The sequence below is a fragment of the Rhodococcus sp. 05-2256-B1 genome (assembly GCF_002258465.1).
In the GTDB taxonomy this organism is placed as follows: Bacteria; Actinomycetota; Actinomycetes; order Mycobacteriales; family Mycobacteriaceae; genus Rhodococcoides; species Rhodococcoides fascians.
The window spans coordinates 1-16,268 of record NZ_NOZA01000003.1 but is presented as its reverse complement, the minus strand read 5'-3'; the positions used below and the strand labels follow the sequence as shown (position 1 = coordinate 16,268).

The 16,268-nt window shown below is 65.8% G+C and carries 12 protein-coding genes, 1 tRNA gene and 1 pseudogene; 6 read left to right on the top strand and 8 right to left on the bottom strand.

Annotated elements, in window-relative coordinates; all coding sequences use genetic code 11:
* Nucleotides 1–29 precede the first annotated feature (29 nt).
* Entirely contained in the window at nt 30–701 is a 672-nt protein-coding gene (locus tag CH285_RS00145; RefSeq protein WP_094642869.1) for a hypothetical protein, read from the bottom strand.
* 305 nt (nt 702–1,006) lie between these two features.
* Between CH285_RS00145 and CH285_RS00140 the strand changes: the two genes are divergently transcribed.
* Genes CH285_RS00140 through CH285_RS00125 form a run of 4 tightly spaced genes read left to right on the top strand, consistent with a single transcriptional unit; the run spans nt 1,007 to nt 5,022 of the window.
* On the top strand, nt 1,007–2,104 hold the full coding sequence (locus tag CH285_RS00140; RefSeq protein ID WP_094642867.1) for a DNA alkylation repair protein: 1,098 nt from the start codon (nt 1,007–1,009) through the stop codon (nt 2,102–2,104).
* A gap of 58 nt (nt 2,105–2,162) precedes the next feature.
* Nucleotides 2,163–3,254, top strand: coding sequence for a LolA family protein (locus CH285_RS00135; protein WP_141215046.1), 1,092 nt, complete (start codon nt 2,163–2,165; stop codon nt 3,252–3,254).
* Complete coding sequence (locus CH285_RS00130; RefSeq protein WP_032386024.1) at nt 3,251–4,213, top strand: ABC transporter ATP-binding protein; 963 nt, start codon at nt 3,251–3,253, stop codon at nt 4,211–4,213. The genes CH285_RS00135 and CH285_RS00130 overlap by 4 nt, the downstream gene beginning before the upstream one ends.
* On the top strand, nt 4,210–5,022 hold the full coding sequence (locus CH285_RS00125) for an ABC transporter permease (protein WP_027494448.1): 813 nt from the start codon (nt 4,210–4,212) through the stop codon (nt 5,020–5,022). Before CH285_RS00130 ends, CH285_RS00125 begins: the two co-directional genes overlap by 4 nt.
* Here CH285_RS00125 and CH285_RS00120 read toward each other — a convergent pair.
* The 7 genes from CH285_RS00120 to CH285_RS00090 all read right to left on the bottom strand — a co-directional run bounded on the left by CH285_RS00120 (nt 5,012) and on the right by CH285_RS00090 (nt 11,743).
* Complete coding sequence (locus CH285_RS00120) at nt 5,012–5,821, bottom strand: lipase family alpha/beta hydrolase (protein WP_094642864.1); 810 nt, start codon at nt 5,819–5,821, stop codon at nt 5,012–5,014. The genes CH285_RS00125 and CH285_RS00120 overlap by 11 nt on opposite strands.
* Nucleotides 5,822–5,873: 52 nt before the next feature.
* A complete protein-coding gene (locus CH285_RS00115; protein WP_027494450.1) occupies nt 5,874–6,092 on the bottom strand; it encodes a hypothetical protein in 219 nt (72 codons plus the stop codon).
* A 124-nt stretch (nt 6,093–6,216) separates the two neighbouring features.
* Nucleotides 6,217–6,289: transfer RNA gene (locus tag CH285_RS00110), tRNA-Thr, on the bottom strand.
* An 84-nt stretch (nt 6,290–6,373) separates the two neighbouring features.
* Nucleotides 6,374–7,561, bottom strand: coding sequence for a DNA polymerase III subunit delta' (locus CH285_RS00105; RefSeq protein ID WP_027494468.1), 1,188 nt, complete (start codon nt 7,559–7,561; stop codon nt 6,374–6,376).
* 118 nt (nt 7,562–7,679) lie between these two features.
* Entirely contained in the window at nt 7,680–10,691 is a 3,012-nt protein-coding gene (gene topA / locus CH285_RS00100; RefSeq protein ID WP_094642862.1) for a type I DNA topoisomerase, read from the bottom strand.
* A gap of 109 nt (nt 10,692–10,800) precedes the next feature.
* Complete coding sequence (locus CH285_RS00095; RefSeq protein ID WP_032364537.1) at nt 10,801–11,388, bottom strand: hypothetical protein; 588 nt, start codon at nt 11,386–11,388, stop codon at nt 10,801–10,803.
* Nucleotides 11,389–11,539: 151 nt separating this feature from the next.
* Nucleotides 11,540–11,743 carry a cold-shock protein gene (locus CH285_RS00090; protein ID WP_005248460.1) on the bottom strand — a complete coding sequence of 68 codons (204 nt, stop codon included), beginning with the start codon at nt 11,741–11,743 and terminating at the stop codon, nt 11,540–11,542.
* Nucleotides 11,744–12,179: 436 nt separating this feature from the next.
* Between CH285_RS00090 and CH285_RS00085 the strand changes: the two genes are divergently transcribed.
* Nucleotides 12,180–14,549 (top strand): DEAD/DEAH box helicase, encoded by a 2,370-nt coding sequence (locus tag CH285_RS00085; RefSeq protein ID WP_094642861.1) that lies wholly within the window; start codon nt 12,180–12,182, stop codon nt 14,547–14,549.
* 244 nt (nt 14,550–14,793) lie between these two features.
* Nucleotides 14,794–16,056: pseudogene (locus CH285_RS00080) on the top strand (alpha-hydroxy acid oxidase).
* Nucleotides 16,057–16,268: the final 212 nt, after the last annotated feature.

Here is a 16,268-nt window from a genome sequence, read left to right as displayed (position 1 = left end):
GCACCATCGCGCCGACGATTCGACCTGTGTCATCGCGCAGAGGTCTGGTCTTCACGGCGAAGATCGCACCCGTCCGGGAACCCACGGAGTCGAAGGACGATTCCTCCCCATCGATGGCCGCTGTGTAACGGCTTCAGCCGGGCATAGACCTCCGGCGGCACAGTGTCTTGCAGCAGCTGCCCCTCCATCCGCCGCGGGTCGTATCCTTCCGCCAGCAGTCCGGCACCTTCGACGAGTATGAATCGCAGGTCGCGATCGACGACCAGCACCGACGTGTGCGGGAGGTTCGCCGCTAGCTGCCGGTACCGGGCCTCGCTCGCGTTGTCGAACATCGCAGGTGAGCGGAGCAACGGTCCGTAGAAGCGGCGCATCCCCAGGTAGACGACGCCGGCGACTGCCGTCGAGGCCGTCACCATCACATCGACGGTCCCGCCCATCGACTCCCGCATCGCGTCCAGGGTTCCCATGCCGGAATCGGTACCGAGATGCGATGTGTGAGTGCCGAGCCCGGCCGTCAGATGCCACGCATGGATCAAGTGGCGGGCGGCACACGTCGTGAAGATCGCGGCGGTGGCGACCGCGAGCCGGTTGTTACGAAACTGCCCGGTTCGCAACAGCCCTCGGACGATGAACAGCACGATCCCCGAGTAAGCAGCAGCGGTGATCCCGTTGAGGATCACCACCCAGAGCCACCCGCTCACCGCGATCGCTCATCGGCTCGGTACACCGGGCTCACGAGTCGGTTCGAGTCGACGACGAGCACGATGCGACCCCCCCAAGGTTCGTAGCGCGTTGCACAGAATGATCGGACCGAGACCGGAATTCGATACTTCACCACCGGATACCCGCATTGACCAGCGTTTCAGCACATTGTGTTTCGCGAAGGTTATCGCAGTTCTTTTTACACTGCTGCCGTTCGGGCAGCCGAAGATCGGGCGTTTCGCCGGAAAATCCGCACCTTCGGTCCGCCGCCGAACGAACGCGATGCGTCGGGTATGAAGCTTTCATGCCCTTCGCCGATGAACTACTCGGTCCGGACGCAGCCCACACGCTGTTTCGGACCATTCGTACGGCTGCTCCGAACGCGGATCTGTCGTTGCTTCGAGAGTCGTCGGACGGGTTGGGTCCACTCGCACTCCGCGCCCGCGCCGACCTGCTGCGTGACGCGCTACTGACAGGGCTGCCGGGCGACTACGCCCAGTTCGCTCGGACCATCCGACTGGCCGCTGGGGATCCCGACTTTCGAGGCTGGTCGGTCTGGCCCGTGACGAGTGCTGTCGCATCGAAGGCCGTCGACGAGCGCACTGCGACCGCGTTCGACGACGGGATGTCCTTGCTCGCCGAGCTCACCGGCCGACTGACCTCCGAATTCGCCATCCGGACCTTCCTCCGAACCGATCTGGATCGGGCTCTCGCCATCGCGGCCGAGTGGACGCAATCACCGGACGAACACGTACGCCGCCTCGCGTCGGAAGGCACTCGACCGTACCTGCCGTGGTCGGTGAGAGTGCCCGAAATACTTGCGCGCCCCGGCGTCACCGTGCCGATTCTGGACAGGCTGTACCGAGACGACAGCGACTACGTTCGGCGATCGGTTGCCAACCATCTCAACGACTTCAGCCGAGACATCCCGGATGTCGTCGTCGGGACCGCGGCGCGGTGGCTGGGCGAGCCGGACGCCAACACCGACCGGCTTGCGCGCCATGCGCTTCGGACGGTGATCAAGAAGGGGAACACCGACGCGCTCGCGCTACTGGGTTTCGCCCCGGCCGACCTCGAGGTGACGGGCCCAGTCGCGGACGTGAGCGAGCTGCAGATCGGCGACAGCCTGGGATTCACCGCGAAAATTCGCAACGTCGGCGTCGAGCCCGCCAAGGTCGCGATCGACTACGTCGTGCACCACACCAAAGCGAACGGCGGGGTGACGGGAAAGACGTTCAAGCTGACGACCAAGACGATCGCGCCCGGAGAGCGCATCGAGGTAGCGCGGCAACACTCGTTCAGAACGTTGACCACACGCAAGTACTACCCCGGCCCGCACTCGATCGAGCTCCAGATCAACGGTGTGAGTTACGGTCTCGCGGAGTTCGTGCTCGTCCGCTAGCCGCGAGTTTTGTACCACGCACATGCGGCACATCGGCTACGTCCGTACGGTCGATGAGGTGCGTGGACAGTGGCGGTGGCTGGCGGTGGTGCTCGGCATCGCCGTGCTCGTCGCCGCGCCCTCGGTGATCGAGCGCCTGCCCGTCGCCGCGTCGGACATCGGTGCGGCGGAACTGCTGTCTCGGGTCCAGTCCTCCACCGCAACACCGTATTCGGGCTACGCCCAGGCCGTTGGCGGCGTCACCCTGCCGGTCACCGACGGACTCGGCGGCCTACCGGATCTGTTGGGCGACACCACGACCCTGCGCGCCTGGTACCGCGCCCCGGACAGCTTTCGCGTCGACACCGTCCGCCTCGCCGGTGAACGCGGTCTCTACCGGTCCCCGGCTCTGCTGTGGAGATGGGACTACGAACAGAACACGGCCGTGGCAAACCCGGTCCCCGAACCGAGCCTGCGTCTGCCGCGCGAGGCCGATCTGCTGCCGCCGGAGCTCGGGCAGCGGTTGCTCAGTGAGGCGACCACCGACGAGGTCACCCGGCTGCCGACCCGCCGCATTGCCGGCCGGGACGCCCCTGGCCTGCGGCTCGTCCCCGCCGAGTCGCAGAGCACCATCACCGAGGTCGACGTGTGGGCCGACCCCGACAGCGGGCTGCCACTGCAGGTCGACGTGCTCGCCGGCGGGGCCGCTCGCCCTGTTGTCAGCACCGCGTTCCTGGACTTCTCACCCGAGATGCCCGACGCCGACACCGTCCGTTTCGTCCCGCCCCCGGGTACCGATGTGCAGCAGCAGGACGGTCTCGACATCGCCTCGTTCGCCGACGGGATCGACTCTCCCCGTCTTCCGTCGACTCTGTCCGGACTGGATCTGCGGGCCCGCGACGAACCGGGTTCCGTCGGGATATACGGCCGCGGCGTGACCGAGCTGATCGCCGCTCCGCTGCCGCGTCGCGCCGCGCGCGGGCTCGTCGACCAGTTGCGGGCCGCTCCCGGCGCAGTCGTGACCGGCGACAGCGTGGCGCTGTCGATCGGACCGCTGAACGTCCTGATCACCGAGCCCGCCGGAGACCGCCGCCGATATCTGCTCTCCGGCACCGTCACCGCAGAAACCTTGGCCACCGCCGCCCAGCAGCTCGAAGGAGCAGCCACATGATCCGCACGACCGGCCTCACCAAGCGTTACGGATCGGTGCGGGCCGTCGACGGCGTCGACCTCGACGTGCGCGCCGGCGACATCTACGGCTTCGTGGGCGCGAACGGCTCCGGCAAGACGACGACCGTTCGGATGCTGCTCGGGCTGGTCCTGGCCACCTCCGGGCAGATGCAGGTGCTCGGCGAGGAGATGCCCCGACGACGCAGGAGCGTGCTGCCGCGGGTGGGTGCACTGATCGAGAACCCCGCCGCCTACCCCAATCTTTCCGGGCGACGAAACCTCACGCTGCTCGACGCGGCCGGCCCCGGTGGTTCTCGGCGCACCCGCACCGCCCGCGTCGGCGAGGCCCTCGAGCAGGTGGGCCTCGCCGGGGTCGGACGCAGGCCGGTCAAGCAGTACTCGCTCGGCATGCGGCAGCGCCTCGGCTTGGCCGCGGCCCTCATGCGTACCCCCGAGCTGCTGATACTCGACGAGCCGACCAATGGCCTCGATCCACAGGGAATCCTCGAGATTCGAGAGTTGTTGCTGGACTTGCATTCCCGAGGCACCACCGTCTTCCTCTCGAGCCACCTGCTGGCCGAAGTGGAGCAATTGTGCGACCGAGTGGGAGTGCTCGATCGAGGTCGCCTCGTTCTGCAGGATCAGCTCTCTGCATTCCAACAACCCACCGGCCGAGTGCTCGTGCGTACCCCCGACCCCGCCGACGCGGTGACGGTCCTGTCCGACGTGGAGGACGCCACCGTGCTCGAGCGTGACGGGCAGCAACTCGTGATCGAACACCCTGATCCGGCCCTGCTCAATCGACTGCTCGTCGAAGGCGGAGTCCGGGTGAGCGAGTTGAGCCCGCAGCAGATGAGCCTCGAGCAGTCGGTGCTGGCGGTCACCGGTGCCAGCTCGGACCGAGTCGACGGTCCCGCTGGCCCTCGCGAAGGTTCCGTCCGATCGGAGGTGACCGCATGATCGGCGTCGAACTGCGCGCGATGCTTCGCCGACCCCGCACCTGGGTCGTCATTCTCCTGCTGAACCTGCTGCCGACCATCGTCGCGGGCTTGCTGGCCCTCACCGACGTCGGTCCGCGTCCCGGCGACGGCCCTGCCTTCCTGTCCGCGGTGACCACGAACGGCCAGCTCTTCCCACTCGCCGCTCTCGCCATCGTGCTCCCGCTGTTCCTGCCCGTCGCGGTGTCGGTCATCGCCGGCGATTCCGTCGCCGGGGAGGCCCAGGCCGGCACCCTGCGTTACCTGCTGGCTCGCCCGGTGGGACGAACGAAGCTACTGGTCGCGAAGCTGATCTCGGTGGCCGCGTTCGTGCTGCTGGCCGTCGTCATCGTGGCAGCCGTCGCATACTTCGTCGGCACGACGCTGTTCGACACCACGTCGTTGGCCGGCGTCTCGAGCGTGTCAGGCACGGTACTGACCGACGAACAGGTCGCCGTACGCACCGTCATAGCGGTCCTCTACGTGACCCTGTCGATGCTCGGAGTTGCCGCGATGGGGTTGTTCCTGTCGACCCTGACTGACTCGCCACTCGCGGCGACGCTGGGCGCGTTGGCCTTCCTCATCGCCAGCTCGCTACTGCTGACGCTGGACGCCGCCGACGCCATCGCGCCGTACCTTCCGACGCGGTACTGGCTGGCCTTCGTCGATCTCTTCCGCGACCCGGTGCCGACGCGGGACCTGGTGCGCGGCGTCGGATTGCAGGGCGTCTACGTCGTCGTGCTCCTGGGGGCTGCGTGGGCGAACTTCACGACCAAGGACATCACGAGCTGAGACGGCTGCAGTCGGCTGCGCCGAGCTCGACGGTAGAGCTGCCGTCCAACTGGGCCGAGACCATCGCGCCGACGAGAGGATCACGGGGCAGGTTTCCGTGGTCGACGGCCGAGTCCGCGCACACGCTCTGGACGGGGATGTCGATCGCCCCGTCGAGCCGGGCCGACGATGGCGGCGTCACCACCTGATCCAGTTCGGTCCAGATCGACACCCACTGCGGCCCGTCCGGCGTCTCGTCGCCCGAGTTCAAGCCGGCCAGCACGGAGCTGTCCGGGGCCAGTTGCTGGCAGGCCGTCGGGCACCGGTCGGGCAGGACCTGGGCAGCCAGCCCCGCCACCTGGGTGCCGTGGTGCGGGGAGCCCAGGGTCACGATGCGTCGAGCCTGCTCGGCACCGCCCAGATCGGCAGCCCAGATCCGGGCCACCACCCCGCCGGCGGAGTACCCGACGACGTCGACCGAGGTCGCTCCCGTCCGAGTCAGTGCCGCGTCGACGGCGTCGCGCAGTGTCTGCGCCTGTGCGGTCAGGTCGCCGACGCCACCATCGGGCAGGGCCACGACGGTGGCGTCGCGGCCGTTCTCCCGTAGTTCCGCCGCGAGTACCTCGAGAGCATCGGTGGATCCGCCGAACCCGGGTACCAGCAGCACCGGGCCGGGAACCGACTGGTCGACGCTTGCGACAGGGTCGTTCGTGGACCGCGATGCGACGAAGACCGCCACGGCCACGACGAGCCCGATCAGGACGAGAGCGATTACGACGTACGCGAGACGACGACGGGCCGGGGCGAGGGAGGCGAACACCTCGTCCAGTGTGCCCGTCGACGGTGGTGCGGAAGGTCAGGGTGTCTGCGGTTCAGCTTTCGATGGCGGTGATCGCGTCGACAGCGATGACGACGGTGACGTAGGGAGACCCTGTGGGGACCTCGGTGAGGGCGACGGTGATGAAGCCACCGTCGTCATCGTTGTTGTCGACGGCCCCGATCTTGCCGACATGCTGGTGTCCGTCGATGGTGCTGATTCGGACGGGGGTTTCGGTATCGGAGTAGTTGGTGAAGATGACGGCGTCGATCATGTGGTGTTCCTGTTCGTTCGGTGATGGATGTCGCGGGGTCCGCGAGGCTGACGGGTCCGATGCTCACCGGAGCGGGATACGAAAAAGCCCCTCACAGATTTGTATCGGTGAGGGGCTGAGTCTGAGCCGCCTAAGAGAATCGAACTCTTGACCTTTTCATTACGAGTGAAATGCTCTACCGACTGAGCTAAGGCGGCGTGCCTTTCGGCGTTGGTGAGTCTAACGGAGCATCGGGTCGAAACGAAAATCGCCCTCCCCCGAGCCTCGATGCGGGCCTGCTCCTAACGCAGCACGTCCCCGAGCGTCGCGACCATCGCATAGATCGCAAATTTGGGTTTTGCGTTGACAGCCAAAGACTCTCGGCATTCGAGGATCGCCTCGATACTTTTCAGCAGAGCCTCGGGCGGTACGGCTTTCGCCATTCGCTCGACCTGCTCGGCCATATCGGGGTGCGTAGCCGTCGCGGTCGAGCCGTACGAACGCGCGAGCGCGTCGCGGTACAGGCCCACCAGGTCCATCAACGCCCGGTCCAGCGAGTCGCGGCCGGTTCTGGTGGCGCGAGACTTCTGCCGCTTCTCCAGGTCCTTGAGCACGCCCGCCGAGCCGCGCAATGCTCCGGCAGCGCCCTTACCTGTGCCTCCGGCTCCGAGGGCCGTGCGCAACTCCTCGGTCTCGGCCTCGTCACGAGTGGCACTCATTTCCTTGGCCTCGTCCTCGGCAGCCTTCACCAGTTCCTCGGCTGCGAGGTACGCCTGATTGGGACGGGCCGCGGCCGACGCCAGGGCAAGTGCCCGCTTGCGTCGCGCCCGCGCGTCCTCGTCGGTCGCGAGTCGGCGTGCTCTGCCCACATGGCCGCCGCTGATCGACGCGGCCCACTCCGCTGTCTCGGCGTCGAGCTTGTCGCGGGTCTGCAGCACCTGTGCGATGGCCGGCACTGTGGGCGTCACCAACGAGACGTGCCGGCAGCGCGAGCGCAGCGTCACCGAGATGTCCTGCGGATCGACCGATGGAGCGCACAACAGGAACACCGTCCGAGCGGGCGGCTCCTCGACGACCTTGAGCAGTACGTTTCCGGCACCCTCGGTGAGTCGATCGGCATCCTCGACGACGACCACCTGCCACAGACCGGTGCTCGGCCGACGCGACGCGACCGAGACGATGTCTCGCATCTCCTTGGTACTGATGCTCAGACCCTCCGGGATGACGCGCCGAACATCGCCGTGAGTGCCTGCCATCGTTGTCGAACACGCCTGACAATGCCCACACCCGGGAGTGCCCTCGGTGGTGCACTGCAACGCCGCAGCGAAGCACAGAGCGGCGATGGAACGCCCGGACCCGGGAGGGCCGGTGAAGAGCCACGAATGCGTCATTGCCGACGAGTCGACGCCCGTACGAGCAGCCACTGCTGCAGCCGTCAGATCGGCCTCGACATCTTCCTGACCGACCAAACGATCGAACACACCCGCCATGCTGGCAACCCTAACGGTTGGGACCGACTACTCCCGGCGCACTGTTCCCGGACAGTGCCGAACTCGAAGCTATGGACATAATCGCTGCCGATTCCATCCACAACTTCGAGTTCGCGAGCTACTCGCCGTCGGTCTTCTTCGCCGGTGCCTTCTTGGCAGCAGCCTTCTTCGTCGTGGTCTTGGCCGCCGTCGTCTTCGTGGCGGTCTTCTTGGCCGCAGCCTTCTTGGCCGGAGCCTTCTTCGCGGCAGCCTTCTTGGCCGGAGCCTTCTTGGCAGCGGCCTTCTTCGCCGGTGCCTTCTTCTTCACCGGGCCACGAGCACGCCTGTCCGCCAACAACTCCGACGCGCGATCGTCGGTGATCGTCTCGACCTCGTCGTCCTTGCGCAGACTTGCGTTGGTCTCACCGTCGGTGACGTACGGCCCGAATCGACCGTCCTTGATCACCATCGGCTTCTCACTGATCGGGTCGACGCCCAGTTCCCGCAGCGGCGGCTTGGCCTCGCCCTGACGGCCCCGACGCTTGGGCTCGGCGTAGATCTTGAGAGCCTCTTCGAGACTGACCGTGAACATCTGATCCTCGTCGGCGAGCGAGCGAGAGTCGGTGCCCTTCTTCAGATACGGGCCGTAGCGGCCGTTCTGTGCGGTGATCTCTTCCTTGGACTCGGGATCGACACCGACGACGCGCGGCAACGACAGCAGCTTGAGCGCGTCCTCGAGCGTGATCGTCGCCAGATCCATCGACTTGAGCAACGAACCGGTCCGCGGCTTGGGGCCGGTGGCCTTCTTCGCGGCAGCCTTCTTGGCCGGTGCCTTCTTGGCTGCAGCCTTCTTCACCGCAGTCTTGACGCCACCGCCACCGCCACCATCACCGTCGCCACCGGTCGAGATCGGCACGATGTCGGGCTGAGGCGGCGTCGGCTCGGGTTCCGGCTCGGGCAGGATCTCGGTGACGTAGGGCCCGAAACGGCCTTCCTTCGCCACGATGTCGTGACCGGTCAGCGGATCCACACCGAGCTTGCGGCCCTCTTGTGGTGTGGCGAACAGCTTTTCGGCGAAATCGATCGTCAACTCGTCCGGCGGCAGATCGTCGGGCAGGTTGGCGCGCTGGCTGATCAGATCGCCGTCCGGATCGTCGTCGTTCTTGACCATGCGCTCGAGGTACGGACCGTAACGGCCCACGCGCACATGGATTTCGCGTCCCTCGGAGTCGTCGAACAGACGAATCGAGTTGATGGTGCGCGCGTCGATGTCTTCGAGGTTTTGGCCCACCATCTTCTTCAGGCCACCCGAGCGTGCCACCGAACCTTCGGCACCGGTCTCGCCGCCGAAGTAGAAGCTCTGCAGCCAATCTCCGCGCCGCTCACGGCCTCCCGCGATCGCGTCGAGGTCGTCTTCCATGCCTGCGGTGAAGTCGAAGTCCACCAGACGTCCGAAGTGCGCTTCCAGCAACGCAATCACCGAGAACGCCACCCACGACGGCACGAGAGCGCTGCCACGCTTGTAGACGTAACCGCGGTCGAGGATCGTCTTGATGATCGACGAATACGTCGACGGCCGACCGATTCCCAACTCTTCGAGCGTCTTGATCAGCGACGCCTCGGTGAATCGGGCAGGCGGGTTGGTCGTGTGACCGTCGGGATCGAGCTTGGTGGCCGTCACTGCCTGGCCGGCCTTCAACGCAGGCAGACGCGACTCGGCGTCGTCGGTCTGACCGCCTGCCTCGTCGTCGACGCTCTCGACGTAGGCCTTGAGGAAGCCCGCGAACGTGATGGTGCGGCCCGACGCGGAGAACGTGCACTCCTCGCCGGTACCGGCGGTTCCGGTGATGCGCAGGGTCAGCGTGGTGCCGCGCAGATCTGCCATCTGCGACGCGACGGTGCGCTGCCAGATCAGCTCGTAGAGCCGGAACTCGTCGGTCTGCAGCGCCGAATGCAGCTGACCGGGAGTCTGGAACACGTCACCCGAGGGGCGGATGGCCTCGTGCGCCTCCTGCGCGTTCTTGACCTTGCGGGTGTACTGCCGCGGAGTGGGGTGCACGTACTCCGGGCCGTACAGCTCGGTCGCCTGCGCCCGTGCTGCGGAGACCGCAGACGCGGAGAGCGACGTCGAGTCGGTACGCATGTAGGTGATGTAGCCGTTCTCGTACAGACGCTGCGCGACACGCATCGTCCGTTCGGAACTGAACCGCAGCTTGCGGCCGGCCTCCTGCTGCAGCGTCGACGTCATGAACGGCGGGTACGGCTTACGCGTGTACGGCTTGTCCTCGGCGGACGCGACGGTGAGGTCGACGCCTTCCAGCGCGTCGGCGAGGCGTCGGGCATGCGGTTCGTCGAGAACGGTGACCGACTCGGTCTTGAGCTTGCCGTCGGGACCGAAGTCGCGGCCGGCGGCGACGCGATTGCCGTCGACGTTGACCAGCCGAGCTCCGAAACTCCGCGGGCTTGCCTCGGCCCCGGCGTCGAGGGTGGCAGAAATATCCCAGTACTCGGCGCTACGGAATGCCATCCGCTCGCGTTCACGCTGGACGATGATGCGGGTGGCCACGGACTGCACACGGCCTGCCGACAGCTTCGGCATGACCTTCTTCCACAGCACCGGGCTGACCTCGTAGCCGTAGAGACGGTCGAGGATGCGGCGGGTTTCCTGTGCGTCGACGAGGTCTTGGTCGAGGTCGCGAGTATCGGCGGCGGCCGCGAGGATCGCCGGCTTGGTGATCTCGTGGAAGACCATGCGTCGAACCGGGACTTTGGGGTTCAGGGTCTCGAGGAGATGCCAGGCGATGGCCTCACCCTCGCGGTCGGGGTCAGTGGCGAGATACAGCTCGTCGGCGTCCTTGAGCAGGCTCTTGAGCTCTGCGACCTTGCCCTTCTTCTCGGGCGAGACGACGTAGAGGGCCTCGAAGTCGTGGTCGACGTCCACGCCCAGACGTGCCCAGGGCTCGCCCTTGTATTTGGCGGGCACGTCGGCAGCACCGCGAGGAAGGTCGCGGATATGGCCGACCGAGGCCTCGACGACATAGTTGCTCCCGAGGTAGGGAGCGATCTTTTTGGCCTTGGTCGGAGACTCGACGATGACCAGACGACGCGGCTCGGCGGAGCTGTCCCCCGAGCCGTTGTTACGTGCTGCCACCTTGCTGCCGAACCTTCCCTAGTGCGTTTTCACAAGCAGATTTGCCTGCCCCACTCCTAACAGACTGACATACGTCGAGCAAATACTCGCAGATCAGTCATTCATCTTCCTACTCAGCGTGGGGCCAATTGGTACGTGCGTCCACATTCGCAGGAGCCTCGCCGACGTTCTCGGTGAGGCGCAACAGCCGACGTCGGCCGGTGATTCGAAGGCCGGGGTTGGACCCGCGGGTGCCGATCAGAGTCGGCGCGATGCCCGCGCGCATCAACGATTGAGCGAGGACCGCATGAGTCTCCGGCGCGTGCGGATCGAGGCCGAGTACGTAGCGTTCCCCCTCCGCCTCGGGACGCCCCGACGCGAGCACCCATGCCCGCAACTCCCGAGAACCGGGCACCCACCCGGGAGGCACGGCCTTCACCGCGCCCTTGGTCCACAACGACGCCAGCGCGGACAGTTCCGGGACCGACGCGGTGCGAACGAGAGGACGGTCTTCTTCGGACCGTCCCAGCTCTGCCGACAGACCACATTGTTCGATCAACTCTGCAATGGCATCGGCCCGCCACTGCGCGTCGACGACGACGGAGATACGCGCCGATCCCGAGGACGTGACGACGTGGCCGGTGGCAGCCAGCAGTCCGCTGAGATCGGTCACCGCGGGCGGCAACGACTCGGCAGAGAAGAAGGACAGCTGGTTCACAGCATGGACATTAGGACATCGACACCGGCAGACACTGCTTTCGACTCTTCCTGGTGGTTCGCCACGAACGAAACATCCCCCTTTCTCGAACGGCTTTTCACGGCCGATCGAGAAAGGGGGATGAAGGTTCTCGTCTCCGAAGAGAAAAGAATCAGACTGCGCGAACGCCCGTTGCCTGAGGACCCTTGGTGCCCTGGCCGACCTCGAACTCGACGCGCTGGTTCTCCTCGAGGGTGCGGAAGCCGCTGCCCTGGATCTCGGAGTAGTGAACGAAAACGTCAGCGGAGCCGTCTTCTGGTGCGATGAATCCAAAGCCCTTTTCGGCGTTGAACCACTTCACAGTTCCCTGTGCCATGCTTTTCCTTCTCTTTCTAACACCGGATTCGATGGAGCGCACTTTCGATCCATCGGGCCGGTTCCGACCGCTGCACTTGTACGAATCCCCCTCAGGATTCCCCCTGATGGACGAGCTCTCCCAGTACCGCGCCCGCAACATAAGATCCTGCGAAGCGTAGAACGAACACAGAAGCTGCGACCGCGTCAAGTGAACCATGAACTCCGCGTTCGCAACAGTCGAAAACCGACCCTTTTCGAACAAATTGCCCGTCTTGTAACAACACACAACGCCGGACGGGTGGAATGCGGCTCTCACCAGGGCTCGAGCCGCTCGTTTCGGGTCCGCGATAGCATGAGGACCCCAGGTCGCACCTAGGCAGGAGTGGAGCCTGCGGAACGACCCAGCAAGCCCGAAGGGCTGGCCAGTAGATCGAACGAATGCATGGAGACCGGCAGTGAGCGAGAAGCATCCGCACGACGGTGCGGATGTCCGGAGTTACGGGCAGCGGCTGCTGGATCGAGTGTTGGCCGGTACCCCCGCCGACGACGGCCCCGTCACGCACGTCGCCGAGTTGCCGGCTCGATCGTCCAGCTTTGCACCATGGCCGTCGTGGGTCGGCCCGGAAGTGGTGCAGGTGATCACCTCTCGGGGCATCGCACAACCGTGGACGCATCAGGCCCGGGCCGCGACGCTCGCCGCCGAGGGCAGTCACGTGGTGCTCTCGACGAGTACCGCGTCGGGCAAATCGTTGGCCTATCAGCTGCCCATTCTGACGACGCTGGCCGCCGACGCCCGGGCGACGGCTCTGTATCTCGCACCGACCAAGGCCCTCGGAGCCGATCAGCTACGCACCACCATCTCGATCACCGACGAGTTACGTTCGCTGTCAGACGATCTCGCCGAGGTGTTTCCCAGCTCGTACGACGGCGATACCCCGATCGAGATTCGGCAGTGGGCCAGAACCAATGCGCGCTGGATCTTCACCAATCCCGACATGTTGCACCTGGGCATCCTCGGCGCACACGAGCGATGGTCGCGTTTCCTGCGCAACCTTCGGTACGTGGTGGTCGACGAATGCCATTACTACCGAGGTGTTTTCGGCTCCAACGTCGCCCTGGTACTCCGTCGGTTGCGACGCCTCTGCGCGCGCTACGGAGCGTCTCCGGTGTTCGTTCTCGCCAGTGCCACCACCTCGGAGCCGGGACGCGCAGCCAGTCGACTCATCGGAGCGCCCTGCGAGGAGATCACCGAGGACGGCTCGCCCCACGGAGCGCGTACCGTCGCACTCTGGGAACCGCCGCTGCTCAAGGAGATCACCGGCGAGAACGGTGCGCCGGTACGCAAATCGGCGGGGGCCGAGGCATCGCGCATCATGGCGGATCTGTTGATCGAGGGTGCACGGACACTCGCGTTCGTACGGTCCAGGCGCGGAGCCGAGGTCACTGCGTTGGGGACCCAGAGAATTCTCGCCGACGTCGATCCGCAATTGGTCCGACGCGTCGCCGCTTATCGCGCAGGCTATTTGGCTGAGGATCGACGAAAACTCGAACGGGACCTCTCCGACGGCACCCTGCTGGGAGTGGCCACCACCAACGCCCTCGAACTCGGCGTCGACATCGCCGGTTTGGACGCGGTGATCGTCGCCGGTTTCCCGGGCACCGTCGCCTCGTTCTGGCAGCAGGGTGGGCGTGCCGGACGTCGCGGGGAGGGCTCACTGCTGGTACTCGTCGCGCGCGACGATCCGTTGGATACCTACTTGGTGCATCACCCGGCGGCCCTACTGGACAAGCCGGTCGAGGCAACCGTCACCGACCCGACCAATCCGTACATCCTCGCTCCCCAATTGCTCTGCGCTGCAGTCGAACTACCGATCACCCTAGCCGAGGCCGAGGCGTTGAGCGCGGAATCGGTACTCGAAGAGCTCGAACTGAAGGGCTACGTGCGTAAGCGTCCTCACGGGTGGTTCATCACCCCCGAGGGGCAGCAGCTGTCTCCGCACGGTGCGGTCAACATTCGCGGCGGCACGGGCGTGCAGGTCGCCATCGTCGACGGCGAGTCCGGCCGCATGCTCGGCACCGTCGACGGCGGACGTGCGCCTGCCACAGCACATCCCGGTGCGGTGCACATACATCAGGGCGAGTCCTTCGTGGTCGACGAGCTGGATCTCGAGGCCGGCCTCGCGCTGGTGCATGCCGAACAACCCGAGTGGAACACCTCGGCCCGCGAGATCACCGACATCGCGATCACGGCGGTGCACGAATCCGTCGACTACGGCGAGGTCCGCGTCGCGCTGGTGCAGGTGAACGTCACCCATCAGGTGGTGGGATATCTTCGGCACCTCCCGTCGGGAGAGGTCCTCGATTCCATCGAACTCGACATGCCGGCGCAGACCCTCGACACCCGCGCCGTCATGTACACCATAACCCCGGAGTTGTTGGAGCACAGCGGTGTTCCGTTCGAGCGATTCCCCGGCTCGCTGCACGCGGCCGAGCACGCCGCCATCGGGTTGCTGCCGTTGGTCGCGACCTGCGATCGATGGGACATCGGTGGAGTGTCGACGGCATTACACCCCGACACCGGGCTGCCGACGGTCTTCGTCTACGACGGTTACGACGGCGGAGCAGGCTTCGCAGACCGCGGACACGTGGCCATCGCCGACTGGCTCGCCGCCACCAAGGACGCGATCGTCTCCTGCGAATGTCAGACCGGTTGCCCGTCCTGCGTGCAATCCCCGAAATGCGGAAACGGTAACGACCCCCTGGACAAAGAGGGTGCCGTTCGAGTGCTGACCGCAGTGTTGGCGGCCGTCACTCGCGAGGGATGAGCCGACCGATCTCGCAGTCAGGAACCTGGTGGCTGGGTACCAATTGTGGGGTTCGCCGCAAACGCGCGCGCACTTGCCATGCGCGCGCAAAATTGCCAGGGTTTCGCGGGGATTGCCAGTCATTTTTCGCAAACGCGCGCGCGTTCAAGGCTTGGATCGAACCGGTGCGCCACCCTGCTTGTCGTTGCCAACACCTCGGGTGGTGTGGTGGGGAGAGGATCAGCCCACAGAATCGAGACAACGCATGCCCATTGCCCGGCAGATACCGAAAGCCACCGACCTGCGCGAGGTGCTCTCGTTCAAGAAGCCCGATCTGAACCTGCGTCGACGACGCCTCAGCGCGGCACTGACCATCGACGATCTCCGCACCATCGCCCGTCGCCGCACCCCGCGCGCGGCATTCGACTACACCGACGGCGCGGCCGACGCCGAGATCTCACTCTCCCGGGCCCGGCAGGCCTTCCGTGACGTCGAATTCCACCCCTCGATCCTGCGAGACGTCTCCCACGTCGACACCTCGACGACGGTGTTCGGTGGGCCCTCCGCGCTTCCGTTCGGCATCGCCCCGACGGGCTTCACGCGCCTGATGCAGACCGAGGGTGAATACGCCGGTTCTGCCGCCGCCGGCGCTGCTGGAATTCCATTCTCCCTCTCGACGCTGGGCACCACGTCGATCGAGGACGTGAAGGCCACCAACCCGAACGGCCGAAACTGGTTCCAGCTCTAGGTCATGCGTAACCGCGACATCTCGTTCGGTCTGGTCGAACGCGCCGCGAAAGCTGGCTTCGACACCCTCCTGTTCACGGTCGACACACCGGTCGCCGGGGCTCGCCTGCGAGACAAACGCAACGGGTTCTCCATTCCGCCGCAGTTGACCGCGTCGACCATCGCCAACGCCATTCCGCGTCCATGGTGGTGGTGGGACTTCCTCACCACGCCCAAGCTGGAATTCGCGTCGCTGACCTCTACCGGCGGCACGGTCGGAGAGCTGGTCGATTCAGCGATGGATCCCTCCATCTCGTTCGAGGATCTCGACGTCATCCGTGAAATCTGGCCTGGCAAGCTGGTCGTCAAAGGTGTTCAGTCGGTGGCGGATTCGGCGCGTCTGGCCGAACTGGGTGTGGACGGCATCGTTCTGTCCAATCACGGAGGCCGACAACTCGATCGGGCTCCCGTTCCCTTCCACCTGCTGCCACAGGTTGTCCGTGAAGTGGGCTCCGACTTCGAGGTGGCCGTCGACACAGGCATCATGCACGGTTCCGACATCGTCGCGTCCATCGCAATGGGAGCGTCGTTCACGCTCGTCGGCCGGGCCTACCTGTACGGCCTGATGGCCGGTGGCCGCGCGGGCGTCGACCGCATGATCGAAATTCTGAGGGAGGAGATCATCCGCACCATGCAACTGCTGCAGGTCAATTCACTCGCGGAACTGACCCCGGAACACGTCACGCAACTCACTCGGTTGGCCCCTCTGCAGTCCGGTGCCGCCGCATTCACGCCGCGCTGACCGCTGCGGACATCCCGACCCGCCGAGGCCGTGGCAAGACTCTCGGCCACGGGTTCGGGTCCTCGGGCGGGGGTCGAGGCCGGGTTTCACCGCAAACGCGCGCGCATTCGCTGAACGCGCGCGAATTTGCTGGCTCGAACGGGGCGATTCCGCTCGCACCTGACAAACGCGCGCGCGTTTGCGGATTCGGGCGGGTCAGCGCGGCGTGAATG

Coding starts and splice junctions, on each gene's coding strand:
- CH285_RS00140 (WP_094642867.1), top strand. CDS start 1,007: ATGCCCTTCGCCGATGAACTACTCGGTCCGGACGCAGCCCACACGCTG.
- CH285_RS00130 (WP_032386024.1), top strand. CDS start 3,251: ATGATCCGCACGACCGGCCTCACCAAGCGTTACGGATCGGTGCGGGCC.
- CH285_RS00125 (WP_027494448.1), top strand. CDS start 4,210: ATGATCGGCGTCGAACTGCGCGCGATGCTTCGCCGACCCCGCACCTGG.
- CH285_RS00115 (WP_027494450.1), bottom strand. CDS start 6,092: ATGATCGACGCCGTCATCTTCACCAACTACTCCGATACCGAAACCCCC.
- CH285_RS00105 (WP_027494468.1), bottom strand. CDS start 7,561: ATGGCGGGTGTGTTCGATCGTTTGGTCGGTCAGGAAGATGTCGAGGCC.
- CH285_RS00090 (WP_005248460.1), bottom strand. CDS start 11,743: ATGGCACAGGGAACTGTGAAGTGGTTCAACGCCGAAAAGGGCTTTGGA.